We start from the raw sequence: 24,170 nt of genomic DNA, 5'->3' as shown, positions 1-24,170 counted from the left end.
CCACTGTTCGACCGTACGCCTGCCTCAAGAACGTCACCACTCGATCAGCCCATTGCCCCTCGACCGACTGCCGCGGCGAGCGCCGCGTCGATGGTCGGGTGCTCGAAGGTGAAGCCGGAGGCCGGCAGGGCACCCGGCACCACGCGCTGGCTCATCAGGATGCCGTCCGCGAACTCGCCCAGGACGAGCCGCAGGGCGAAGCCCGGCACCGCGAGAACGGTCGGCCGATGCAGGGCCCTGCCGACGGCGGCGGTGACGTCGCGGTTGGTGGCGGGGTGCGGGGATGTCATGTTGACGGGTCCGGTGATGCCGTCCGTGGCGACGATGTGGCGCAGGGCGCGGACCGCGTCGGTCAGGGAGATGTGACTCCAGTACTGGTCCCCGCTGCCGAGGCGCCCGCCGAGGCCCGCGCGGGCGAGCGGCAGCAGGCGTCCCATCGCCCCGCCGCGAGGCGACACGACGATGCCGAAGCGTGCGTTCACGACCCGCGTGCCGACCGCGCCGGCGCCCTGTGCGGCCGACTCCCACTCCTGGCAGACACCGGCCAGGAAGTCCCGGCCGGGAGCGCCCGACTCGTCGACCTCGGCCGTGCCGGTCTCGCCGTAGTAGCCGACGGCCGAACCGGACACGAACACCGGTGGCGGCTTCTCGCAGCCCGTGATAGCCGTCGCCAGGGCGGTGGTGCCGAGGACGCGGCTGTCGCGGATCCGCTTCTTGTACGTCTGTGTCCAGCGGCGGTCCCCCACGCCGGCCCCGGCCAGCCCGACCACCGCGTCCGCGCCTTCGAGCACGGCGGGATCCAGCAGGCCCGCCTGCGGATCCCACCGCGCCTCCGCGCTGCCGTCGTCGCGGGACCGCGGCTCCCGGCGGACCAGCCGGGTCACCCGGTGCCCGTCGTCCAGCAGCGACGCGGCCAGGGCGCCGCCGATCAATCCCGAAGAACCGCTGATGACTACGTGCATGGGGGACCTCGATCCGGAGGGACACGCCAGGTGCTTGAGACTTAAAGCATCATACTCCGTGCTCCACGGCCGGAGCCCGCCGCACCCCGATCGCCGCCGCGATCGCGCCCAGCACCGCGAGGACACCGGTCGCCGGCACCGCCGTATGCACGCCGTTCATGAACGCGTCGTGGCTGCCCTCGACCACCGCGACCCTCAGCTGTGCCGGCATCGCGTCGGAGACGGGCGCCACCCCCATGGCCACCGCGTCCCTGGCCTCGCCCAGGCCGTGCGCCGGCCGCGCGGGCACCCCGGCGTCGGTCAGTTCGCCGGTGAGGGCGGAGCCCACCCGGCTGCTGATGACGGAGACCAGGACCGAGGTGCCGAGTGCGCCGCCGATCTGCAGCGCGGTGGCCTGAAGACCTCCGGCCACACCGCCGTCCCGCACCGGGGCGTTGCCCACGATGGCCTCCGAGGAGGCGGACATCACCATGCCGACGCCCAGGCAAGCAGCACGCCCAGCGGCATGGTGAACCGGGCACTGAACCGCTCGGTCGGAGCGGCACCGAGCGGGGAGGCGACCACGGAGGCGAGGCTCAACGGCACGGTGCGGACGCCGGCTTCGACGGGGGAGAAACCGCGCACGTTCTGCAGGTAGAGCATGACGAAGAAGTGCCGGGCAGGACGAAGAAGTTCAGGGCGGTGATGACCGTGCCCACGGTGAGGGCCGGGTTGCGGAACAGCCGCATGGGCAGCAGCGGGTGGGCGACGCGGGTCTCGTAGAGGCCGAAGACCAGCAGGACGACCACGCCCGCGCCGATCGCGCCGAGGGTACCGGCCGAAGTCCAGCCCCACGTCTCGCCCTTGACCACACCGAACACGACGGCGAGCAGCCCCACGGCGAGCAGCACGACGCCGGGGATGTCGAACTTCTCCCCCGCGTCCGCGGTGTTCCTGCTCTGCGGCAGCACGAGCGCGCTGTGGACGAGGGCGATCACGCCGATGGGGGCGTTGATGTAGAAGACGGACTCCCAGTTGACGTGCTGGACGAGCAGACCTCCGACGATGGGGCCGAGCGCGGTGGACACGGACGAGACCATGGCCCAGATGCCGACCGCCATGCCGAACTTCCTCGGCGGGAACACCGCGTGCAGCAGACCGGGGGTGTTGGGCATCGGCAGGGCGCCGAAGAAGCCCTGGACCGCACGGAAGACGATCACGCCCTCGATCGAGCCGGCGAGCCCGATCGCGACGGAGGCGAGGGTGGATCCGGCGACGCCGATCAGGTAGAAGGTGCGCCGTCCCAGACGGTCACCGAGCCTGCCGCCCAGGATCAGGGCAGCCGCCAGGGCCAGGCGACGCGGCGCGCTCGGGGCGAGGACCCGGATCACGGGTTCCGGAGTCCTCGCCCTCACCATGTGCGGCCGTCAGCCGATCACGAAAAGCAGATCGCCGCCCTCCACCTGCTGGATCCGGTTGATGGCGAGCCGGGCGACCTTGCCCGCCTTGGGGGCGGTGATCGCGGCCTCCATCTTCATCGCCTCGATGGTGGCGATCGTGCCGCCGGCCGCGACCTCGTCGCCCTCGGCGACCGCGAGCGTCACCACTCCGGCGAACGGGGCGGCCACATGGCCGGGGTTGGAGCGATCGGCCTTCTCGGTGACCGGAACATCCGACGCGGCGGCCGCATCGCGCACCTGGATGGGCCTGAGCTGGCCGTTCAGGGTGGACATCACCGTGCGCACACCGCGCTCGTCGGCCTCGCCGATGGCCTCCAGGCCCAGCAGGAGACGGACGCCGGGTTCGAGGTCGACGGCGTACTCCTTCCCCGGGCGCAGGCCGTAGAAGAAGTCCTTGCTGTCCAGGACGCTCGTGTCGCCGAAGGACTGGCGGTGCGTCTCGAAGTCGCGCGTCGGGCCGGGGAAGAGCAGGCGGTTGAGGGTGACGCGCCGGTCCTTCTCCAGTCCGTCGCGCTCCTCCGTGGTCAGCTGAGGTGCGGGCTTGGCGTCCGCACGGCCCTCGAGCGCCTTGCTGCGGAAGGGCTCCGGCCAGCCACCGGGCGGGGTGCCCAGCTCGCCGCGGAGGAAGCCGATCACGGAGTCGGGGATGTCGAACCGGTCCGGCGTCGCCTCGAAGTCCTCCGGGGAGACCCCCGCGCCGACGAGGTGCAGGGCGAGGTCGCCGACCACCTTCGAGGACGGGGTGACCTTCACCAGGTGACCGAGGATGCGGTCGGCGGCGGCGTACATCTCCTCGATGTCCTCGAACCGGTCGCCGAGGCCCAGGGCCACGGCCTGGGTGCGCAGGTTGGAGAGCTGACCGCCGGGGATCTCGTGGTCGTAGACGCGACCGGTCGGGGAGGCGAGGCCCGCTTCGAAGGGGGCGTAGATCCGGCGGACGCTCTCCCAGTACGGCTCCAGGTCGCCGACGGCCCGCAGGTCGAGGCCGGTGGGGCGGTCGGAGTGGTCGGTCGCGGCGACGATCGCCGACAGGGAGGGCTGCGAGGTGGTGCCCGCCATGGAGGCCACCGCCCCGTCGACGGCGTCGGCACCGGCCTGGATCGCGGCCAGGTAGGTGGCGAGCTGGCCGCCCGCGGTGTCGTGGGTGTGGATGTGGACGGGGAGGTCGAACTCCCGGCGCAGGGCGGAGACGAGGGTCGCCGCGGCCGGGGCCCTGAGCAGTCCGGCCATGTCCTTGACGGCCAGGACGTGGGCGCCCGCCTCGACGATCTGCTCGGCCAGCCGCAGGTAGTAGTCGAGGGTGTAGAGCCGCTCGTCCGGGTTCGACAGGTCGGAGGTGTAGCAGAGGGCGACCTCGGCGATCGCGGTGCCCGTCTCCCGTACGGCCTCGATCGCCGGGCGCATCTGGCCGACGTCGTTGAGGGCGTCGAAGATGCGGAAGATGTCGATTCCGGTGGCGGCGGCCTCCTGCACGAAGGCGTCGGTCACCTCGGTCGGGTACGGCGTGTAGCCGACGGTGTTGCGGCCGCGCAGCAGCATCTGGAGGCAGATGTTGGGGACGGCCTCGCGCAGCGCGGCGAGCCGCTCCCACGGGTCCTCGGCGAGGAAGCGCAGGGCGACGTCGTAGGTGGCGCCGCCCCAGCACTCCAGGGACAGCAGCTCGGGCAGGGTGCGCGCGACGACCGGGGCGACCGCGAGGAGGTCCTTGGTGCGGACGCGGGTGGCGAGCAGCGACTGGTGGGCGTCGCGGAACGTGGTGTCGGTGACGCCGATGGTCGGGGACTCGCGCAGCAGGCGGGCGAAGCCCTCGGGGCCGAGCTCGGTGAGCTTCTGCTTGGAGCCGGCCGGGGGCACCTCGCCGGTGAGGCGCGGGAGCTTGGTGGTGGGCTCGATCAGGTCGGGGCGCTCGCCGTGCGGCTTGTTCACCGTGACGTCGGCGAGGTAGGTGAGGATTTTCGTGCCGCGGTCGGCCGAGGTGCGGGAGGTCAGCAGGTGCGGGCGCTGCTCGATGAACGACGTGGTGACACGGCCCGCCTGGAAGTCCGGGTCGTCGAGGACGGCCTGGAGGAACGGGATGTTGGTGGCCACACCGCGGATCCGGAACTCGGCGACGGCACGCCGGGCGCGCTTGACGGCGGTGCCGAAGTCCCGGCCCCGGCAGGTGAGCTTGACCAGCATCGAGTCGAAGTGCGCGCTGATCTCCGTACCGGCGTGGGTGGTTCCGCCGTCGAGGCGGATGCCCGAGCCGCCGGGCGACCGGTAGGCGCTGATGCGGCCGGTGTCGGGGCGGAAGCCGTTGGCGGGGTCCTCGGTGGTGATACGGCACTGGAGTGCGGCGCCGTGCAGGACGACCGTCTCCTGGGACAGCCCGAGGTCGGCCAGGGTCTCGCCGGCGGCGATGCGGAGCTGGGACTGGACGAGGTCGACGTCGGTGACCTCCTCGGTGACCGTGTGCTCGACCTGGATGCGCGGGTTCATCTCGATGAAGACGTGGTTGCCGGCCGGGTCGAGCAGGAACTCGACGGTGCCGGCGTTGCGGTAGCCGATCTCACGGGCGAAGCGCACGGCGTCGGCGCAGATCCGGTCGCGCAGCTCCGGGTCGAGGTTCGGCGCGGGGGCCAGCTCGATGACCTTCTGGTGGCGGCGCTGGAGGGAACAGTCGCGCTCGTAGAGGTGGATGACGTTGCCCTGGCCGTCGGCGAGGATCTGCACCTCGATGTGCCGGGGGTTCACGACGGCCTTCTCCAGGAAGACCGTCGAGTCGCCGAACGCGGAGGCCGCCTCACGGGCCGCCGCCTCGATGGACTCCCGCAGCTGGGCGCGGTCCTCGACGCGGCGCATACCGCGCCCGCCACCACCCGCGACGGCCTTGACGAACACCGGGAACCCGATGTCCTCGGCGGCCCGCACCAGCTCGTCCACGTCGCTGGAGGGCTCGGAGGAGCCCAGCACCGGTACGCCGGCCGCCCGGGCGGCGGCCACGGCGCGGGCCTTGTTGCCCGTCAGCTCCAGGATCTCCGCGCTCGGCCCGACGAAGGTGATGCCGGCTTCCTCGCAGGCCCGCGCGAGCTCGGGGTTCTCGGACAGGAACCCGTAGCCCGGGTAGACGGCGTCGGCGCCCGCCTGACGGGCGGCCCGGATGATCTCCTCGACGGAGAGATAGGCCCGCACCGGGTGTCCCGGCTCGCCGATCTCGTACGCCTCGTCGGCCTTGAGCCGATGCAGCGAGTTGCGGTCCTCGTGGGGGAAGACGGCGACCGTCCTCGCGCCCAGCTCATAACCGGCTCGGAACGCGCGAATCGCGATCTCACCACGGTTGGCTACCAGTACCTTGCGGAGCATTCCGGATCCCTTCGGCCTGCCTGTGACGCCCACCATCGTCTCGGCAATGTCTCCGTCGTGCCATGAGAGCCGGGTCACGCGCGGATTGCCGTTTGGGGATGATCTGCGACGGTACGGCGGTTGCACGGAGCACCACCACCGCAGCGCGAGGGAGCGGACATGACCGTCCAGGACGTCGACCGAGTGAGCTTCGCACAGGAATGGCAGGAGTGGCACCGGCAGAAGGAGGCGGTACTCTCCGGCCCGCACGGCTTCCTCGCGATCACCGGCCTCCACTGGCTGGGCCCGGAGCCGGAGCGGTTCGAGGACGCGCCCGGAGCCTGGTCGAGCACCGCCGAAGGGGTGGTGGTCGAGCTGGACGAGGGCGAGGAGCTGACCGTCGACGGGGAGCCGGTGCGCGGCCGGTACGACTTCGGTGTCGTCGCGGAACGGGACAGCGTGTACGTGGGCGCGGGCGACGCGGTCATCGAGGTCGCCAGGCGCGGCGGACACGACATCGTGCGCCCGCGCCACCCCGACAACCCGTTGCGTACGTCCTTCACCCGGACCCCGGCCTACGCCCCCGACCCGCGCTGGGTGGTCTCCGGCCGCTTCCTGCCCTTCCCCGGGCCGCGCCCGGTGACCGTGGGCGCCGCCGTCGAGGGCCTTGAGCACGTGTACGACTCCCCCGGCCAGGTCGAGTTCGAGCTGGCCGGCGCGCGGCACCGGCTCACGGCGTTCAACGGCAGGGGGCCCGGCGCGCTGATGGTGCTGTTCACGGACAGGACCTCGGGCGTGACGACGTACGCGGCGAACCGCTCGCTGCAGATCGCCGCTCCCGACGCCGGGGGCAAGGTCACGCTCGACTTCAACCGCGCCGCGAATCTGCCCTGCGCCTACACCGACCTGGCCACCTGCCCGCTGCCGCCGGCGGAGAACCGGCTGCCGGTCGCGGTCGAGGCGGGCGAGCGGATCCCGTTGGAGCGGGGCGGACAGCCCTGACGGAGGGCCGGCGAACGGCCCGTCAGCGTGCCAGGAACTCTCCGAGCCCCGCCAGGAGCCGGTCGACGTCCTGCGAGTCGTTGTAGGGCGCGAGGCCGACGCGGAGGCCGCCGGTGTCGCCGAGGCCCAGGTGGCGGGAGGGCTCGATGGCGTAGAAGGAGCCGGAGGGGGCCTGGATGCCGCGCTCGGCGAGGAAGCGGTAGGCGTCGGTCGTGGCGTGGTGCTCGAAGGTCAACAGCAGGGTGGGGGTGCGGTCGGCCGCCCTGGAGTGGATCGTGATGCCGGGGAGCGCGGCCAGACCCTTGTCGAGCTGGGTGCGCAGGGCCTGCTCGTGCGCTTCGAGCTCCGCGAAGGCCGCGGCCAGACGCTCGCGTCGGGAGCCGGTCGCCGTGGCGTCGAGGCCGGCCATGAAGTCGACGGCCGCCCTGGTCCCGGCGAGGAACTCATAGGGCAGGGTGCCCAGTTCGAACCGTTCGGGGACCATGTCGGTGGAGGGCAGCAGCTTGTCGGGGCGCAGGGTCTCCAGCAGCTCCGGAGCGGCGGCGAGGACTCCGTGGTGGGGGCCCAGGAACTTGTACGGGGAGCAGACGAAGAAGTCCGCGCCGAGCGACTCCAGGTCGACCAGACTGTGAGCGGTGTGATGGACACCGTCGACGTACACGAACGCGCCTGCCTCGTGCACGAGTCGGGAGATCGCCGCGATGTCGGGGCGGGTTCCGATCAGGTTGGAGGCGGCGGTGACGGCGACCAGGCGCGTGCGGTCGGACAGCACGGCGCCGATGTCGTCAGGGGTCAACTCGCCTGTGGCCGGGTCGAAGTCGGCCCAGCGCACGGTGGCACCGACCCGCTCGGCGGCCTGGACCCAGGGGCGGATGTTGGCGTCGTGGTCGAGGCGGGTGACGACGACCTCGTCGCCGGGCGACCAGGTGTCGGCGAGGGTGCGGGAGAAGTCGTAGGTGAGCTGTGTGGCGCTGCGGCCGAAGACGATCCCCCTCGGGTCCGCGCCCAGCAGGTCGGCCATGGCCCGGCGGGCCTCGGTGACGAGGGTCTCCGCGTTGCGCTCCCCCAGTGTCACGCTGCCCCGGTTCGACAGCGGCTGCGCCAGCGCGTCGGCGATGGCGTCGATCACGGGCCGGGGCGTCTGGGTGCCGCCCGGGCCGTCGAAGTGGGCCGTTCCGGCGGCCAGGGCGGGGAACTGGGAGCGGAGGGCGGTGATGTCGTACGTCACGAAGGGCTCCTGTCGTGGTTCCGGGCCGGGGCTCGCAGTCAACCCCATCCTCCGGGCGGCGGCGAGATCGCCCCCTGTGTCGCCGGCGGAGAGAGGGTGTGCCTTTTCGGCCATCATCCTGACGTGCACCTGCCCAAATAGGACGATCGGTGGCACTCTGCGCGCAGAACGGTCACACCCTCCGACCCCCACCGCAGAAGGAGACCGCGTGATAGGCAGACTTCGTGCCGCCCTGGTGGGCGCAGCCGCACTGCTGACCGCCGGCGTCCTCACCACGCCGGCCGGCGCCGCCCCCGACCCGGGAACCGTGTCACTCACGGCACAGCAACGCACCCAGGCCTTCTGGACGCCGGAGCGGATGCGCCAGGCGACTCCGCTCGACGTCCTGTCCGTCGACCGCTCCGCGGTGTCGGCATCCGAGCCTCGCAAGGGCAGGAAGACGCTCATCGCACCCAGCGCGCCGGGCTCGTCCGTCGGCGCGCTGGCGTTCCCCAACGGTGGCGGCGCGTGGGCCGGTGGCGGGGCGGTCGTCCAGACCGCCGGGCGGGTGTTCTTCACCTACCAGGGCCGTACCGCCTCCTGCTCCGGCAACGCCGTCACGAGCGCCAACAAGTCCACCGTCCTCACCGCCGGGCACTGCGTGAAACTGGAGGGCGCCTGGCACACCAACTGGGTGTTCGCGCCCGGGTACCACGACGGGCAGACGCCGTACGGCACCTGGCCGGCGTCCAAGACCCTGTCGACCCCGCAGTGGACGGCGAGCGAGGACATCAACTACGACGTCGGCGCGGCCGTGGTGGCCCCGCTGAACGGGCAACTGCTCACCGATGTCGTCGGCGGTCAGGGCCTGGCGTTCAACACCGGCTACAACAAGGCGATGTACGCCTTCGGCTTCCCCGCCGCCGCCCCGTACGACGGCCAGAAGTTCATCTACTGCAGCGGCACCACCTACCGCGACTTCCTGCTCTCCGGTGACCACGGTCTGACCTGCAACATGACCGGCGGCTCCAGCGGCGGCCCCTGGTTCACCCAGTTCGACGAGGCCACCGGCACCGGACTCCAGTCCTCGGTGAACAGCTTCAAGTACAACTTCCTGCCGAACGCGATGTACGGCCCGTACTTCGGCGCGGACGCACAGAACCTCTACCAGACGGCCCAGTCGTCCTGAGCGGCTCCTGACGGTACGAACGCCGGCCGGCCCCGAACGTCCTGGGGCCGGCCGGCGTCGTAGCAGTAACCGTCTTCGAAGGGGCCGCCATGACCGTCGTACGCTCGCTCTTCTTCGTGGCCGTACTGGTGGGCGGCCTGGCCGCCTGCGGTGACGAGGCGGAGCCGGCCGCGCCCGCCTGGGAGGAGCCCGCCTCGTACACGTACACGCTGACGTCGAGCGAGGGCGAACGGGCCCTCATCGGCACCTTCCGGATCACGGTCCGAGGCGGCGAGGTCACGAAGGCGGTCGGCCTCGACGACAGCGCGCGTCGGGTCGTACGGCAGCTGCCCGACCAAGTACCCACCCTGGGCGCACTGCTGGAGGAGCTGGAGCGGGCGCGCGGCGACGACGCGGACACGGCGGAGGCCCGGTACGCGGCGGACGGGCATCCGACGCGCATCGAGATCGACGGCGAGGAGAACGCCATGGACGACGAGGTCCGCTACGACATCACCGGCTACGAACCGGCCGCCGACTAGCGCTACAACTGCTGGATGTTCCCGCCGAGCTCGGGGCGGAACCTCTTCAGCAGCGCCTCCGGGGCGCTGACCACCCAGCGGGTGCCGACGAGGTACTTGCCGCCGTAGACGGAGGCGGCGTCCAGCCAGGTGAGCTTGAGCCGCTCCTCGGGGAACGTGGTGATGAGGAAGTCACCGTCCTTCCCGTGGCACACGCCTTCCCTCAACTCGTCGGCATCCGTGCGGATCTTGACCTTGCAGCCGACCAGCCCGGCGATGACCTCCACCTTCGCGGGAGCCACGACACCGGCGGAAGGAGCGGCCGTCACCTTCGTGCTGCTGCTCACCTTGGACTCGTCCGACCCTGCGCCGCACCCCGTGACCAGGGTGAGCAGGGCCAGCCCGCCCGCCAGTAGCAGGTGGGCGGTGAGCGGACTGCGGGCGCGCTGGGACACGTACCTCTCCGTTTCGGGACGTCGGCCGGACGTATGCCAGGAGGTACGGGTGCGACGCGGCGGGTGTTCAGTTCGGTCCGCCGCGGGGTGGACCTGGTGGCGGGGGCCCGCGAGATCCTGTGTCATGAACGTCGACGTGCACCAGCATCTGTGGACCCCGTCCCTGGTGGCGGCCCTGCGCTCACGCCGTGAGCCGCCGCGTCCGGACGGCTGGACCCTGTACCTGGACGGGGAGCCGCCGTACGACATCCCGCCCGCCGACCACGACATCGCCCGGCGCGCCGAACTCGCCCGCGCCGACGGTCTGGGGCGGGCGCTCGTCTCGATGTCGGCCCCGATCGGCGTGGAGTGGCTGCCGTCGGCCGAGGCCCGCCCGCTCCTCGACGCCTACCACGAGGACGCGGCCGCCCTCCCCGAGCCGTTCGGCGCCTGGGCCGCCGCATGCGTGCGGGACATCGACGCGAAGGCCACGGCCCAGGACCTCGACGGGGGCTTCGTGGGGCTCCAGCTCCCGGCCGACGCCCTGGTGGACACCGCCTGCTACGCGCGCCGCCCCGCTGCTGGACCTGCTGGAGGAGCGCGACCTGCCGCTCTTCGTCCACCCCGGGCCCGCACCGGGCGGGTCCGGGGGGCCCGGCTGGTGGCCCGCGATGGTGCCCTACGTCCAGCAGATGCACGCCGCCTGGTTCGCCTTCCGCGCCTTCGGCCGCCCCCGCCACCCTCGCCTGCGGGTGTGCTTCGCGCTGCTCGCCGGACTGGCCCCGCTGCACGGGGAGCGCTTCGCCGCCCGTGGCGACGGCTCGGCGGCGGTGGATCCGGAGGTCTTCGTCGAGACCTCCTCCTACGGTCCGCGCTCCGTGGACGCCGTGGTCCGCGTCCTCGGGACGGACGCCGTCGTCCAGGGCTCGGACCGGCCGTACGCGGAGCCCCCGCGGCATCCCGGCTTCGGTCCGGGCGGGGCCGCTGCGCATGCCTTCCGGATCGCGAACCCTCGACGGCTGCTGACCGGCGAGAGTCACTGAACCCGAGTGAGCCGGGGCCGCTCCACATTCTAATGTTGTGCACTTTCTTGACTGCGGTCACGCCAGAGCCTACTTTCGCGGTGTCCTTCCCCCGCTCAAGGGAGACCGCGATGCCCTCGTCCCCCGTCGCATCACCGTCCACGGCCGCCGAGCGAGCCCGGCAGCTGCGCCTGGTCGCCGCCTCCGGTCTGCTCGGTACCGCCGTGGAGTTCTACGACTTCCTCGTCTACGGCACGGTCGCCGCGCTCGTCTTCGGCGAACTGTTCTTCCCCGGCGCCGATCCGGCCGTCGGCACGATCGCCGCGTTCGGCACCTTCGCCGCCGGCTATGTCGCCCGACCGCTCGGCGGCATCCTCTTCGGCCACTTCGGCGACCGGCTCGGCCGCAAGTCGATGCTGCTGCTCACCATGGGTCTGATGGGCGGCGCCAGCTTCCTCATCGGCCTGCTGCCCACGTACGACACGATCGGCGTGTGGGCTCCGGTCCTGCTGATCGCCCTGCGCGTCGTCCAGGGCATCGCCATCGGCGGTGAGTGGGGCGGCGCGACCCTGATGGTCGTCGAGCACGCCGGAGAGCGGCGCCGCGGCCTGTGGTCCAGCTTCACGCAGATGGGAGCCCCGCTCGGCTCCCTGCTGTCCACCGCGGTCGTCGCGTACGTCGTCACCCTCCCCAAGGACGACTTCGCGGCGTGGGGCTGGCGGGTGCCGTTCCTGTTCAGCGTCGCCCTGCTCGGCGTCGGCCTCTTCGTCCGGCTCAAGGTCGTGGAGAGCCCGCTCTTCGCCGAGGTGAAGAAGGACCGCGCCGAGTCCCGGCTGCCGATCCTCGACGTCCTGCGCAACCCGCGCCCCGTGCTGCTGGCCTGCGGTGTCGGCATCGGCGCCTTCACCGCGCAGTCGCTGCTGACCAGCTACATGATCGCGTACGCCACCGGCATCGGGTACGCCCGGCCGCAGGTGCTCAACGCCCTCACCGTCTCCGCGTGCGTCGCGCTCGTCGTGCTGCCCTGCGCCTCCGCGCTCTCCGACAAGGTCGGCCGCCGCCCGGTCGTCCTCGCCGGAGCCATCGCCTCGGCCGCGCTCGCCTTCCCCGTCCTGGCGCTGGTCGACTCCAGGTCGCCGGGGCTGCTGATCCTCGCCGTCGTCCTCGGCCACGGCATCGCCCAGTCCACGATGTACGGCCCGCTGGGCGCGCTGCTCACCGAGATGTTCGGCACCAAGGTCCGCTACACCGGCGCCTCCCTCGGCTACCAGGGCGCCACCCTCGTCGGCGCCGGCTTCTCCCCCATGATCGCCGGAAGCCTGGTGGCCGGAAGCGGCAACAGCACCCCCGTCGCCCTGCTGCTCTGCGGCGGTGCCGCCGTCACCGCGGTGACCGTCTGCTTCGTCCGCGAGACCAACCGCAGCACCCTCGACGACTCCACCGCCCGCCCCTCCGTCCCCCGCACGGAAGAGATCTCCGCATGAGAACCGGCCACCCGCGCCGTCACACGGTGAGCGTCAGGCCTGGCGGAACAGGTCGTTCAGATCCGTCTGGGCGAGCTGGTCGTCGGCGTAGGAGAAGGTGCCCCGGTCCGCCAACTCCCTTGCCGCGTCCAGCAGGTGACGGTACATCGCACGGGCGATGCTGCCGCCGACGGTGACCCTGCGCACCCCGAGTTCGCGCAGGTCGTCCAGGGCCAGTGCGTTGCCGGTGAGCCCCATGACGACATTGAGCGGGCCGTCGAGTTCCCGCACCAGGGTGCCGATGGTCTCGGCGTCGGCGGCGCCCGGCACGAACGCGCAGTCCGCGCCGGCCGCCAGATAGGCGTTGGCCCGCCGTACGGCCTCGTCGAGCGAGCCGCCGACCAGCAGCACATCCGTCCGGCCGACCAGGACGAACGGGACGTCGGCGGCGTCCACGGCGGCACGGGCGGCGCGGACACGGTCCACCGCGAGCGACTCCTCGTACAGGGGCCGGGCGCGGTCGCCGGTGAAGTCCTCGATGTTGCCCCCCGCGGCGCCTGCCGCGCGGGTCATCGAAATGGTCTCCGCCACGGTCTCGGGCGCCTCACCGAACCCGTCCTCCAGGTCCGCGCTCAGCGGCACCCGGAGTTCGTCCGCGATCTCACGGACCCGGCGGATCGTGGTGTCGCGGTCGATCCGCCCGTCCGACGTCTTCTCGTCGTGGAAGTCGTGGTCCGGGCGTCCGAGCGAGAAGGCGACACCCGCGCTCGTGGTGGCCACGGCGGGAAAGCCGGCCGACTCCAGGATCCGGGCGCTTCCCACGTCCCAGGCGTTGGGGAGCAGGAAGCACCCCTCTTGATGCAACTCGACGAAACGCTCTGCTCGTTCTCGGCTGTCGATGTTCACGCACCCGAACGTACGTCGTGGCACCGCCCACGGCCAGCGAGTCGATCGCGCTTCCGTGTACCCACGGAGCCCTGATCGTCCGCCCCGACGGCCACATCGCGGCCCGCCGGCCCGATGACCCACCCGCCGACGACGCACTCCGCAGCGCCCTCGCCACCGTCACCGCCTCGACACCCCGCTGACCCGGGACGCGGACCTGCCGAGGGCTCTACCCCTGACGGGCCGCCGCCCCCGCGCCCACGGGCCCGGTCTCGCGCGCCACCGCGACGATCCTCGCCCGCAGAAGCTCCGCACAGCGCCGCATGTTCTTGTCTGCGGCCGGCGTGTCCGGCAGTCGGCAGGCGAACTGCAGCCCTTCGGGGACCCGGGTGACCCACGCGCACACCTGGTCGCCGTAGGACACCCTGATCAGCCCGTACGCCTTCAGCTCCTGCCAGCGCTCGGCACCGGGGATACCGCGCGAGTCGACGTACGAGACGATCGAGTACAGGTCCGGTGAGGTGGGCCGGAAGTCCGCGCCCAGGAGGCGCAGGACGCGGGCCAGGGGCATCCGGGACAGCGCCCGGGTGTCGCGCAGCGCGGTGCGGACCAGTTCCAGGGCGGCGTCGAAGTCCACGGCCCGCTCCACCGGGATCTCGACGGGCGCCCCGCCCACGTACCAGCCGACCGAGTCGGCCCAGCGGGACTTTACCCGGGTGTGGAAGGGCACGACGGTGCGGTACACGCTCAGGCCGCTGATCTCGCGGGCGGCGAGCGCGACGGCCGCGACGACACCGACCAGACTGCCGCCGTAGGGACGGCAGTACGCCTCGAAGGCCGCCGCGTCCGCGGCGTCCACGAGCATCTCCTGGACGAACCTCTGCTCGGGCAGCGGGCCTTCGGGGTCCAGGCCGAGGTCGACGGGGAAGTTCGGCAGCCTGCCGTCGCAGCGCGCGATGAACTCCCGCCAGCGGCCGACGACTTGGTGGGTGTCGTCGATCCGGTCGGCGTCCGAGCGTTCGTCGGCGCAGAAGTCGACGTAGCTGGCGACCGGTTGGGGCGCGACGACCCGCCCGTCGAGGCCTGCCGCGTACAACTCGTGGATCTCGGCGGTGATGCGGTGGATCGAGTACGCGTCCACGTTGCTGTGGTCGAACGCCATGTACACGCTCGCGCCGTCGTCCCGGACGACGGCCGTGAACAGGAAGTTGGGCCAGGTGAGCGCGTCGGCGGCGACGTCGAAACGGTCCTGCAGGTACCGGGTCAGCGTCACCGCGTCCGCGAACTCGCCGATGTCCTCGCGGTGCAGGGCGACGGCCTCGGAGTCGAGTGTGAACCGCCGCATCTCGTCGCCGGCCCATCTGAACCCGCTGCGCAGCGTCTCGTGCCGCAGCATCCAGGCCTTCAACGCGCCCTGCAGAACGTCGAGTTCGACCCGTCCGGGGATGTCGAAGGCGGTACCGAGCCAGGTCGGCACGAACAGCCCGTCCTCCCGCACCGTCCGTGCCGTGCGGATGTGGGACTCCTGGACGTACGCCGGTGGCCTCGCGTCGTCCGGCAAGGCCCGCGCCGCGTCCACCGACGCCGGATGCAGGGTCCACTCCACGAGCCTTCCGGGCCGGATCTCGCACCGCTGGAGGTCGGTCATGCGCACAGGGCTCTCCGATCATCGCTCACCGCGTGGAGAGATCAACGAGCGGACGGGCCCGAAGCAACGCGACTGGAGGCCGACCCTCCGGTACTACGGCCGTTCCGGGGATGGCGTTCGCACCGGCCCGCGGCGAGGATGCTCCCTCGCGCGGCACTTCCCGTCGTACGACGTCGGCGCACCGAGGACCGGAGGGCCTCCCGATGGGATCACACGCAGCACCGAACGGTCGTAAGCGCGCTCTGCTGGTGTCCATGGGGCTCGTGCTCCTGGCCGCCGTCCTCGGCGTCCCCAGCGCCGACGGAGCAGCGGGGGAAGCCGGTGCGGCCGACGCCTGCCGCACCACCGGCACCGAACTGCCCCGCGGCGACTGCGGGCCGTTCTGGCAGGTCCTCGCCGAGGACTTCAACGGTGACCGGGTGCCGCTGGGCGGGTTCAGCGACTGCGACCACCACGCCGACACCTCCGCCGCGTACTGCGGGGGCCTGCGCGGTGCGTACCGTGACAACTGGTGGGCCTATCCGACCGGTTGGCGTGACACGGCCAATGACCGCGGTCGGCAGGTCGTGGGTGTCTACCATCCGGAGGACACCGTGAGCGTGGGTCCCGCGGAGAACGGCGACGGCCGGATGTCCATCCGTATGTGGCGGCCCGCCGACGGGGGTCCCGTGCACGCTGCGGCAGTGGTACCTCGTGCCGTCATGCAGATGAAGTACGGCAAGTACAGCGCCCGTATCAAGGTGACCAAGCTCGCGCCCGGCTACAAGTCGGCCTGGCTGCACTACGGCGGGGGCTGCGAGATGGACCATCCCGAGGGCGAGTGGACCGGGGACCTCACGGCCTTCCACCATCCGTGCGGCGGGGGTGAACAGGGCTACTTCCCAGGGAGCGACGACTGGACGCGGTGGCACACGGTCTCCACCGAGTGGACGCCCGGCCATGTGCGCTTCTTCGTGGACGGACGGCAGGTGGGGCACGACACCCGAGAGGTTCCCCGGCAGCCCCTGTCCTGGGTGCTCCAGAACGAGAGCGCCCTTCAGGGCCCCGGCGCGGCTCCGGGCAGCAGCGCCCAGCTCGACATCACCTGGGTCGCCGCGTACGCGTACGACTGGAAGTGACCCGCACGAGCCGCCCGGGCGAGGTGTCCGCGCCCGGCTCACGTACGTTCCCTCAGGCCTTCTCGTCGAAGCTGGCGAAGTACGCGGCGGCCATGTCCTCGTCGCCGTGTCCCTGCGCGGCGGCACGCTCCAGGCGCTCCGCGCTCGCGGCGGCCACGTCGAGCCGGACGCCGCCTCGTTCGCCGGCCTCGACGATCAGTCGGGCGTCCTTGGCGGCGGTCGACACGGCGAACTGGGGCGGGAACAGCCGCTCCTCGAGGATCAGCGCGGACTTGGCGCGCAGGTATCCCATGTCCAGCGGGCCCCCCGCGATGGCGTCGAAGAAGTTCTGCGGGTCGACGTCGAGCGCCTTCGACAGGGCCAGGACCTCGCCCACCGCATTGGTGGTCGCGATGACCCAGCTGTTGGCGACCAGCTTCAGCCGGGTGGCGCTGCCTTCGGCTCCGTCCTCGCCGGTCCACACCGTACGGGCGCCGACGGCGTCGAGGACGGGCGTCACCTTTCGCCGTCCGTCCACCGGCCCCGCGGCGAGGACGAGGAGTTGTCCGGCCTCGGCGGGCCCGCGGGTGCCGAGCACGGGGGCGTCGTAGAAGACGAGGTCCTGCTCGCGGGCGAAGGCGGCCAGGTCGGCGACGCCCTCGACACCGGCGGTGGTGGACTGCACCCAGGCGACGCCGGAGCGCAGCGCGGAGGCGGCCCGCCGCATGACGTCGAGGGCGGCGGGACCGTCGTAGAGCATGGTCAGGACGACATCGGCGCCCTCGACGGCCTCGGCGGGGGTGCCGACGACGGCGATGCCGTCGGCGGCGAGCGGTTCGGCCTTGTCGCGGCTGCGGTTCCAGGCACGGACGGTGTGTCCGGCGCGGGCGAGGTTGCGGGCCATCGCGGCGCCCATGATTCCGGTGCCGAGGACACTCACGGTGGGCTTGTCGTTCATGACGTCAACTTCCCTTGGGGGCGGGGACCCGAGCATAGGGTTCGGACGCCCGTCGACCAGGACTCCGTGAAGCCGTGACCGCCCTCACGCTGCGGGGCCCCGGCCGGACTCCTGCCTGCCGGGCCCCGAGGGGGACGCGGGCCGTACGAGCCCGGTCTGGTAGGCGATCACCACGAGTTGCGCGCGATCGCGGGCGCCCAGCTTCGTCAGGGCGCGTTGGATGTGGCTGCGGACGGTCAGGACGCTGAGGACGAGTTCCTCGGCGATCTGGTCGTTGGACCTGCCTCGGGCGGCGAGGGAGGTGACCTCGCGTTCGCGGGGGGTGAGGTCGTTGAGGCGGTCCGGGGGTGCGAGGAGGGCGCCGGGGGCCGGGGCGGTGAGGAAGCGGGTGATGAGGGCGCGGGTGGCGCCGGGTGAGAGGAGGGCCTCACCCGCGGCCACGGTGCGGATGCCCGCCAGGAGGGCGTCGGTGGTGACGTACTTGCCGAGGAAACCGCTGGCGCCGACGCGCAGTGCCTTGGCGACGTACTCGTCGGTCTCGAACATGGTCAGGACCAGCACCCGGGTGCCGGCCAGTTCGGGGTCGTCGCAGATCGTGGCGGTGGCGGCGAGGCCGTCCGTGCCGGGCATGCGGATGTCCATCAGGACGATGTCGGGCCGGTGGGTGCGGGCGAGGTCCACCGCCTCCTGGCCGTTGGCGGCCTCGCCGACCACCTCCATGTCCTCGCAGGAGTCGATCAGCAGCCGGAACGTGCCGCGCAGCAGGGCCTGGTCGTCGGCGAGCAGGACACGGATGGTCACAGGATTGCCTCGTTCTCGTCCGGGGCGAGGGGGTGCAACGGCAGCGCGGTGGCGACCTCGAAGCCGCCCTCGGGGCGCGGGCCGGCGTGCAGATCGCCTCCGATGGAGTGGGCGCGCTCACGCATGCCCATCAGACCGTAACCTCCGCCCGGGACCGACGACGTGGTGGCGGCCGCGTCGTTGGTGACCGAGATCAGCACACGGGAGTCCGAGTACGTCAGCCGGACGCTCGCCCCCGTCCCCGCGCCGTGCTTGGTGACGTTGGTGAGGGCCTCCTGGATGATCCGGTACGCCGTCAGGTCCACGCCCGGCGACAGCGGCCGGGGCTCGCCCTCGGTGATGACGGTGACCTCGACGCCGGCGCTCTCGCAGGTGGCGATCAGTTCGGGGAGGCGGTCCAGGCCGGGGGCGGGTTCCAGGGAGTCGTCGTCGGAGTCGTCGCCGATCTGGCGCAACACCCCTACCGTGGCCCGGAGTTCGAGGAGCGCGGAGGACGTGGTGGCGGTCAGCTCGTCGAGCAGTTTCATCGCCTGTTCGGGGTGGGTGGGGGCGAGGTGGCGGGCGGTTCCGGCCTGTGCGTTGGCCACGGCCATGTGGTGGGCGACGACGTCGTGGAGTTCGCGGGCGATCCGCAGCCGCTCCTCGGCGACCCGTAGCCGGGCCTCCTCCTCGCGGGTGCGCTCGGCGTACGCGGCACGTGCCTGCACCGACTCCGTGTGGGCACGGCGCAGCCGGTCCCGGCTGCCGCCCACCAGGGGCAGCATCAGCCACAGCACCGGCCCGACGGTGCGCAGCAGGAGCATCCCGGTCGTGTGGGTGTCGAACACGGCCGTGGCGACCACCACGGCGATGGTCAGGGCACCCCACACCCGCGTGGTCCTGGTGTCGGTGCCGGCGGCCAGCCGGAACAGGGCGATCATCAGGGGGGCGAGGATCAGGGGGGTCACCAGGTAGCCCAGGGCCACGGTGATCACCGTGCAGACGGTGGCCACGACGAGTGCGCTGCGCGGGTAGGTGCGGGCTCGGAGTTGGGCGAGGCAGGAGACGGCCGCGAGGACTTCGGCGGGCCAGTCCTCGCGCGGCTGGCTGACACCGGGGATGGCGATGGACGCGCCGAGGGTCACGGTGCCGAGCAGCCCCAGGACCAGGATCACGTCCACGGCGGTGTATCGGCGCCCTGTGCGGCGGTCCGGGCTGGTGGTCATCTGTCTCTCCGGGTGAAGGGCCTGAGCCCCATGGTGGACGACGTACGGCGTGCGGGCTGCCCGTGGCCTTCGCCACAGGCAGCCCTGGGAGGGACGGTCGTCCCGGTCAGACGCGCGCCTCGACCGGTTCGCCGTCCGGGTCGGGGTCCCGGTCCGCCACCTCGGCGGCCGGGCGCCGGGTGAGGGCCTCGCCCTCCACGTCGACCCGGGGCAGCCGCCGGTCCAGCCACTTCGGCAGCCACCAGGCCCGGTCGCCCAGCAGGGCGAGGACCGCGGGCACGATCGCCATGCGGACGACGAAGGCGTCGAGGAGCACGGCGGTGGCCAAGCCGAAACCGATCATCTTGATCATGGAGTCGCTCTCGCCGATGAAGCCCGCGAAGACGGCGATCATGATGAGCGCGGCGGCCACGACGACCCGGGCGCTGTGCCGGAACCCCGAGACGATCGCCTGGTCGGCCGGTTCGCCATGGACGTACGCCTCCCGCATCCGCGAGACGAGGAAGACCTCGTAGTCCATGGCCAGGCCGAACACGATGCCCACCAGGAAGATCGGCATCAGGCTCATGATCGGACCGGTCTGCTCCACCCCGAACACACCTGCCCCGTGGCCCTGTTGGAAGACCAGGACGACCGCGCCCAGGGCCGCGAGGACCGAGAGCAGGAAGCCGAGCGCCGCCTTGAGGGGGACGAGCAGGGACCGGAAGACCACCAGCAGGAGGACGACGGCCAGACCGACGACGGTGATCAGATACGGCACCAGCGCGGCCTGTACCTTCGTCGCGATGTCGATGTTGAGCGCCGTGGTACCGGTGACCTCGAAGGACGCGCCGGTCGCCGACTCGATCCCCGGGCGCTCGCCCCGGATGGTCTTGACGAGGGTCTTGGTCTTCTCGTCGGTCGGGCTGGTGCCCGGTGTCGCGGTGAACACGGCCGTGTCCCCGGCGTCGTTGAAGCGGGGTACGGCGACCGAGACGACACCCTTCGTGTCGGTGATGTCCTGGTGGACGGCGTTCACCGCGGCCTTGGCGTCGTCGGTGCCCTCGGCGTCGACCACGATGGTGAGCGGCCCGTTGAAGCCGGGGCCGAAGCCCTCCGCGAGGGCGTCGTAGGCGCGGCGCTCGGTGGTGGAGGTGGACTTGGCCTCGTCGCCGGGCATGCCGAGCTGCAACTGGGTCATCGGGATCGCCAGGACGCCGAGGCCCACGACACCCAGCAGCAGGACGGGGATCGGGCGGCGCAGCACGAACCGGGCCCAGCGGGTTCCGCGGTTGTCCAGCTCGTCCTGCTCCGACGGCTTACCGGGCCGCCGGAGCGGACGGAATCGGAGCATTCGGGACAGGGGCGAGCGGCCCGCGCGTCCCTGCTTGCGCACCGCGCCCGAGAGCACGGCGTTCGGCCAGAAGCCGACGAGCGCGGGCACGACGGTCAGGGCGATGAGCACGGCGACGACCACGGCACCGGCGGCGGTCAGGCCCATCTTGGTCAGCATCGGAATGCCGACGACCGTCAGACCGGCCAGGGCGATGACGACGGTCAGGCCCGCGAAGACGACCGCCGAACCGGCCGTACCGACCGCGAGACCGGCCGCCTCCTCGGGTGTGCGTCCCTTGTCGCGTTCCTCGCGGTAGCGGGAGACGACGAACAGGGCGTAGTCGATGCCGACCGCGAGGCCCAGCATCATCGCCAGGGTGCCGGTGCTCGTGGACAGCCCGAACGCGTCGGCCAGCATGGTGATGGTGAACATGCTGACGCCGACACCGAGGATCGCCGTCAGCAGCGGCAGCCCCGCGGCGGCCAGCGAGCCGAAGGTGATCAGCAGGACGAGGGCGGCCACCGCGATGCCGATGATCTCGGCGACCCCGCCCGGACCACCCCCGCTGTCCATGGCGCTGCCGCCCGTCTCCACGGCCAGACCGCTCTCCCGGGCCTGGTCGGCGGCCTTCTCCACCGCCGTCCGGCTGGCGTCGGTGACCTCGGACGACTTCACCTTGTAGGTGACGGTGGCGTAGGCGGTCGAACCGTCCTGGCTGACCGCCTTCGCCTCGAAGGGATCCACGACGCCGGCCACCTGCGAGCCGTCGCCGAGGGCGGTCACCGTCTCCTCGATCGCCTGCCTGGTGGCGGTCGCGGTGACCTTCTGCCCGTCGGGGGCGACGAACACCACCCGGGCGGTGGCGCCGTCGGCGGCGGCTCCGGGGAAGCGCTCCTGCATCAGGTCGTACGCCTTCTGCGACTCGATGCCCGGCATCGAGAACTCCTCGTCGGATGCTCCCGGCGCCTGGAGGGCACCCAGTCCGACGGCGGTCAGTACCGCCAGCCATATCAAGGCGACGTAACCGCGCCGCCGGAAGGCCAGCCGGCCCAGTCGATACAGAAAAGTAGCCACGTCAGGGAACTCCGCATCTGCTCTCGTTTACCCGATCAGGCTGTCCTGGCGGACCCCCTCCCGTCGTCGTGCGGCTACTGGCACTCCCGACCACCGCATCCGGAGGACCCTCTACTGAAACCGCAGTACGTGTCCGGGCCGCCGGGTCCTACGCCGGTACGACGTCTCCGCGGTCGGGTGGTGGCGTCTGACATCATTGCGACTCGATCGTGTGGTCATCGGGAGACACCATGAAGCGAGGCACAGGACGGAGCGGCAGCTCCGCGGCGCCGAACAGTGTGGATGTGGCGCGTCTCGCCGGGGTCTCCCAGAAGACGGTGTCGAGAGTCTTCAACGAAGAGCCCTATGTCTCCGCCGAGGCACGCAGACGCGTTCTCGAAGCCGCGGAACAGCTCGGTTACCGGCGCAACAACGCCGCCCGGGCACTGGCGTCGGGACGGACCCGCTCGATCGGTGTCATCACGCTCGGTACCGCCCTGTACGGGCCCGCGTCACTCCTCATGGGCGTCGAACGGGTCGTCCGGGACACGGGGTACGCGCTGCGCGTGGTCAACACGATGGAGGGCGACCCGGCCGGGCTCGCCGGTGCCGTGGACTCGCTCCTCGACCAGGGCGTGGACGGCATCGTCATCTCCGAGCCGATCGACGAGCCGGGCGACGGCGAAGCCGGACCCCTCAGTATCGACGTCCCGGTCCTCGTCATCGGCGCTCCGCCGCCGCCGCTCACCTCCCCGGCGGTGCTGACCGCGGGCGGGGGTGCCGATCTGATGGCCGGTGCCGCCACCGAACACCTGCTGGGGCTCGGCCATGTGACGGTCCATCATCTGGCGGGTCCGCAGCGGTGGTTCGCCGCCCAGGACCGGCTGGAGGGGTGGCGGACCACGCTGATCTCGCAAGGAAGGCACGTGCCCGCCGTCGTCGAGGGCGACTGGTCGGCCGCGTCCGGGTATGCGGCGGGCCGCGAGTTCGCCCGGGACCCCGAGGTCACCGCCGTGTTCGCCGCCAACGACGACATGGCGATCGGGCTGGTCCGCGCGCTGACGGAGGCCGGGCGGCACGTGCCCCACGACGTCAGCGTGGTGGGCTTCGACGACATTCCGGTCGCCGCCTACGTCACTCCGCCCCTGACCACGGTGCGGCAGCCCTTCGACGCCGTGGCCCACGAGGGGCTCAAGCGTCTGGTGCACGCCATCGAGAACCCGGACGCCGACCCCCTGCCGGCGAGCGCCCCGCCGGTCGACCTGGTCGTCCGCGCCTCGACGGCTCCCCCGCGCCCGACCGGCACAGGTCGGTGAGGATTCGTGATTGTCCGCGGCGTCCCGGGGAACACGTTGGCCGATAAGGTCACCGTGCCGCCCGGCGAGGACGCCACCGTCCCGAGGTGACCCGGCGGATCGAGGACCACGACCGAAGGGCCCAGCTGTGCAATCCGTCCTCGGTCTCGCGCTCGAGTGTGTCGTCGGTGCCCTCGGGAGGACCACCGGCCCGTCCGGAGTGACCCTGCACCGGTCACCGGATGCGGGACGTGCCCAACTGGCCGACAGCGCCTTCGAATTCACCAGCGCCGTGCCCTCAGGGGTCCGGTTCGACCTGCTGACCGACGCCACCGACATCGAGCTCGATGTCCGGCTGACCGTGGTCCTGCCGCCGGGCATGCCGGCCGGCGGCACCGTCTTCGACCTGGTGGTCGACGGCGAACTGCGCGAACCGGTCGTGGCCACGCGACAGTCCCTGGTCTTCCTCGACCCCGTCTCCGGGGACCTGGAGACCCGGCCGGCGGAACCCGCGACCGTTCGCTTCCCTCTCGGCCCCGATTCCGGTGAGCGCCGTGTCGAGATCTGGCTCCCTGTCGCCTCGACGCTCGAGCTCCTCGACGTACGCGTGCCGGAGGGGGCGTCGGTGCGTGCGGCTCCCGCGAGCGGCCCGCTGTGGGTGCATCACGGCAGCTCGATCAGCCAGTGCGCGGAGGCGGACCGGCCGACCGGCACCTGGCCGGCGATCGTGGCCCGTTCCGCGGGTCTGTCCCTGCTCAACCTCGGTCTGGGCGGACAGTGCCATCTCGACCCCTTCATGGCCCGCGCCATCCGGGACCTGCCCGCGGACACGATCAGTCTCGAACTCGGCATCAACGTGCTGAACGCCGACAGCATGCGGGAGCGCACCTTCGTCGCGGCCTTCCACGGATTCCTCGACACGATCCGTGACGGACACCCGGACACTCCGATCCTGATCATCACCCCCATCGTCTGCCCGGCCGCCGAGAGCCGGCCCGGCCCCACCCTCGTGGGCCCCGACCTGCGCGTGCACACCGTCGACCGCCCCGCCGAACTCGCCCTGGGGGCGCTCACCCTCACCCGCATCCGCGAGCTGCTCGCACAACACGTCGAACAGCGCCGCAAGGACGGCGACGACGGACTCCGACTCATCGACGGAACGGCGTTGTTCGGGCCCGAGGACATCGCCGACCTCCCCGACGGCCTGCATCCGAACGCGGCCGGCTATGCCCGCATGGCCGAGCGCTTCCTGCCCTTGTCGTTCGGCGAGACCCCTTTCCCGCCTTCCGGCGACGTCCCGGCAGTCGCAGCGGCCGGCCCCTCTCCGGCAGCAAGGTCGGCCCGACCGTCCTCGGCGTGAGTCCATGCTGTCGC

At 71.9% G+C, this 24,170-nt stretch carries 18 protein-coding genes and 2 pseudogenes; 9 read left to right on the top strand and 11 right to left on the bottom strand.

Annotated features, from left to right (window positions below; genetic code table 11):
* Positions 1-44: 44 nt before the first annotated feature.
* The 3 genes and pseudogenes from ACWD3I_RS15105 to ACWD3I_RS15095 all read right to left on the bottom strand — a co-directional run bounded on the left by ACWD3I_RS15105 (position 45) and on the right by ACWD3I_RS15095 (position 5,743).
* The gene (locus ACWD3I_RS15105; RefSeq protein ID WP_365411983.1) at positions 45-962 is read right to left on the bottom strand and encodes a TIGR01777 family oxidoreductase; all 918 of its coding nucleotides are present in this window, start codon (positions 960-962) and stop codon (positions 45-47) included.
* Positions 963-1,011: 49 nt separating this feature from the next.
* A pseudogene (locus ACWD3I_RS15100) lies at positions 1,012-2,296 on the bottom strand (MFS transporter); the annotation flags it as partial.
* 72 nt (positions 2,297-2,368) lie between these two features.
* Positions 2,369-5,743, bottom strand: a complete 3,375-nt coding sequence (locus ACWD3I_RS15095; RefSeq protein ID WP_365411980.1) for a pyruvate carboxylase — start codon at positions 5,741-5,743, stop codon at positions 2,369-2,371.
* 159 nt (positions 5,744-5,902) lie between these two features.
* On the opposite strand from ACWD3I_RS15095, the gene ACWD3I_RS15090 reads away from it, so the two are divergent.
* Complete coding sequence (locus ACWD3I_RS15090; protein WP_365411977.1) at positions 5,903-6,724, top strand: DUF1684 domain-containing protein; 822 nt, start codon at positions 5,903-5,905, stop codon at positions 6,722-6,724.
* A gap of 22 nt (positions 6,725-6,746) precedes the next feature.
* Here ACWD3I_RS15090 and ACWD3I_RS15085 read toward each other — a convergent pair whose 3' ends face one another.
* The gene (locus ACWD3I_RS15085) at positions 6,747-7,952 is read right to left on the bottom strand and encodes a cysteine desulfurase-like protein (RefSeq protein ID WP_365411974.1); all 1,206 of its coding nucleotides are present in this window, start codon (positions 7,950-7,952) and stop codon (positions 6,747-6,749) included.
* A gap of 208 nt (positions 7,953-8,160) precedes the next feature.
* Here ACWD3I_RS15085 and ACWD3I_RS15080 point away from each other — a divergent pair, with 208 nt between their 5' ends.
* The gene (locus ACWD3I_RS15080; protein ID WP_365411971.1) at positions 8,161-9,120 is read left to right on the top strand and encodes a trypsin-like serine peptidase; all 960 of its coding nucleotides are present in this window, start codon (positions 8,161-8,163) and stop codon (positions 9,118-9,120) included.
* Between the two features lie 89 nt (positions 9,121-9,209).
* Entirely contained in the window at positions 9,210-9,641 is a 432-nt protein-coding gene (locus ACWD3I_RS15075) for a DUF6174 domain-containing protein (protein WP_365411969.1), read from the top strand.
* A gap of 2 nt (positions 9,642-9,643) precedes the next feature.
* On the opposite strand, the gene ACWD3I_RS15070 is transcribed toward ACWD3I_RS15075, so the two are convergent.
* The gene (locus tag ACWD3I_RS15070) at positions 9,644-10,075 is read right to left on the bottom strand and encodes a hypothetical protein (RefSeq protein WP_365411966.1); all 432 of its coding nucleotides are present in this window, start codon (positions 10,073-10,075) and stop codon (positions 9,644-9,646) included.
* A 124-nt stretch (positions 10,076-10,199) separates the two neighbouring features.
* Here ACWD3I_RS15070 and ACWD3I_RS15065 point away from each other — a divergent pair.
* Together ACWD3I_RS15065 and ACWD3I_RS15060 are read left to right on the top strand one after the other, a co-directional pair.
* Positions 10,200-11,097, top strand: a pseudogene (locus tag ACWD3I_RS15065) (amidohydrolase).
* A gap of 110 nt (positions 11,098-11,207) precedes the next feature.
* Positions 11,208-12,560 (top strand): MFS transporter, encoded by a 1,353-nt coding sequence (locus ACWD3I_RS15060; protein WP_365411963.1) that lies wholly within the window; start codon positions 11,208-11,210, stop codon positions 12,558-12,560.
* 33 nt (positions 12,561-12,593) lie between these two features.
* Here the strand turns inward: ACWD3I_RS15060 and ACWD3I_RS15055 are convergent, their stop codons facing one another.
* Entirely contained in the window at positions 12,594-13,445 is an 852-nt protein-coding gene (locus ACWD3I_RS15055; protein WP_365411961.1) for an isocitrate lyase/PEP mutase family protein, read from the bottom strand.
* A gap of 17 nt (positions 13,446-13,462) precedes the next feature.
* Between ACWD3I_RS15055 and ACWD3I_RS15050 the strand changes: the two genes are divergently transcribed.
* Entirely contained in the window at positions 13,463-13,627 is a 165-nt protein-coding gene (locus tag ACWD3I_RS15050) for an aromatic-ring hydroxylase C-terminal domain-containing protein (protein ID WP_365411958.1), read from the top strand.
* A 26-nt stretch (positions 13,628-13,653) separates the two neighbouring features.
* Here ACWD3I_RS15050 and ACWD3I_RS15045 read toward each other — a convergent pair whose 3' ends face one another.
* On the bottom strand, positions 13,654-15,072 hold the full coding sequence (locus ACWD3I_RS15045) for a condensation domain-containing protein (protein WP_365411955.1): 1,419 nt from the start codon (positions 15,070-15,072) through the stop codon (positions 13,654-13,656).
* Between the two features lie 254 nt (positions 15,073-15,326).
* Here ACWD3I_RS15045 and ACWD3I_RS15040 point away from each other — a divergent pair, with 254 nt between their 5' ends.
* Positions 15,327-16,190 carry a glycoside hydrolase family 16 protein gene (locus tag ACWD3I_RS15040; RefSeq protein ID WP_451084099.1) on the top strand — a complete coding sequence of 288 codons (864 nt, stop codon included), beginning with the start codon at positions 15,327-15,329 and terminating at the stop codon, positions 16,188-16,190.
* 52 nt (positions 16,191-16,242) lie between these two features.
* Here the strand turns inward: ACWD3I_RS15040 and ACWD3I_RS15035 are convergent, their stop codons facing one another.
* From ACWD3I_RS15035 to ACWD3I_RS15020, 4 genes are all read right to left on the bottom strand, one after another.
* Positions 16,243-17,127, bottom strand: a complete 885-nt coding sequence (locus tag ACWD3I_RS15035) for an NAD(P)-dependent oxidoreductase (RefSeq protein WP_451084098.1) — start codon at positions 17,125-17,127, stop codon at positions 16,243-16,245.
* Between the two features lie 84 nt (positions 17,128-17,211).
* Positions 17,212-17,928, bottom strand: a complete 717-nt coding sequence (locus ACWD3I_RS15030; RefSeq protein ID WP_365405578.1) for a response regulator transcription factor — start codon at positions 17,926-17,928, stop codon at positions 17,212-17,214.
* On the bottom strand, positions 17,925-19,133 hold the full coding sequence (locus ACWD3I_RS15025; protein ID WP_365405581.1) for a sensor histidine kinase: 1,209 nt from the start codon (positions 19,131-19,133) through the stop codon (positions 17,925-17,927). Before ACWD3I_RS15025 ends, ACWD3I_RS15030 begins: the two co-directional genes overlap by 4 nt.
* A gap of 106 nt (positions 19,134-19,239) precedes the next feature.
* On the bottom strand, positions 19,240-21,522 hold the full coding sequence (locus ACWD3I_RS15020; RefSeq protein ID WP_365405584.1) for an MMPL family transporter: 2,283 nt from the start codon (positions 21,520-21,522) through the stop codon (positions 19,240-19,242).
* Between the two features lie 230 nt (positions 21,523-21,752).
* Here ACWD3I_RS15020 and ACWD3I_RS15015 point away from each other — a divergent pair, with 230 nt between their 5' ends.
* Both ACWD3I_RS15015 and ACWD3I_RS15010 read left to right on the top strand, forming a co-directional pair.
* Positions 21,753-22,817 (top strand): LacI family DNA-binding transcriptional regulator, encoded by a 1,065-nt coding sequence (locus ACWD3I_RS15015; protein WP_365405587.1) that lies wholly within the window; start codon positions 21,753-21,755, stop codon positions 22,815-22,817.
* A gap of 127 nt (positions 22,818-22,944) precedes the next feature.
* Entirely contained in the window at positions 22,945-24,156 is a 1,212-nt protein-coding gene (locus ACWD3I_RS15010; RefSeq protein ID WP_365405590.1) for an SGNH/GDSL hydrolase family protein, read from the top strand.
* The last annotated feature ends 14 nt before the right edge of the window (positions 24,157-24,170 follow it).

It is taken from the genome of Streptomyces sp. NPDC002817, assembly GCF_053592055.1.
The sequence above is the reverse complement of the archived record's forward strand: the minus strand, read 5'-3'. Positions and strand labels throughout refer to the sequence as shown.

Coding starts and splice junctions, on each gene's coding strand:
- ACWD3I_RS15105 (WP_365411983.1), bottom strand. CDS start 962: ATGCACGTAGTCATCAGCGGTTCTTCGGGATTGATCGGCGGCGCCCTG.
- ACWD3I_RS15095 (WP_365411980.1), bottom strand. CDS start 5,743: ATGCTCCGCAAGGTACTGGTAGCCAACCGTGGTGAGATCGCGATTCGC.
- ACWD3I_RS15090 (WP_365411977.1), top strand. CDS start 5,903: ATGACCGTCCAGGACGTCGACCGAGTGAGCTTCGCACAGGAATGGCAG.
- ACWD3I_RS15075 (WP_365411969.1), top strand. CDS start 9,210: ATGACCGTCGTACGCTCGCTCTTCTTCGTGGCCGTACTGGTGGGCGGC.
- ACWD3I_RS15060 (WP_365411963.1), top strand. CDS start 11,208: ATGCCCTCGTCCCCCGTCGCATCACCGTCCACGGCCGCCGAGCGAGCC.
- ACWD3I_RS15045 (WP_365411955.1), bottom strand. CDS start 15,072: ATGACCGACCTCCAGCGGTGCGAGATCCGGCCCGGAAGGCTCGTGGAG.
- ACWD3I_RS15040 (WP_451084099.1), top strand. CDS start 15,327: ATGGGGCTCGTGCTCCTGGCCGCCGTCCTCGGCGTCCCCAGCGCCGAC.
- ACWD3I_RS15035 (WP_451084098.1), bottom strand. CDS start 17,127: ATGAACGACAAGCCCACCGTGAGTGTCCTCGGCACCGGAATCATGGGC.
- ACWD3I_RS15025 (WP_365405581.1), bottom strand. CDS start 19,133: ATGACCACCAGCCCGGACCGCCGCACAGGGCGCCGATACACCGCCGTG.
- ACWD3I_RS15015 (WP_365405587.1), top strand. CDS start 21,753: ATGAAGCGAGGCACAGGACGGAGCGGCAGCTCCGCGGCGCCGAACAGT.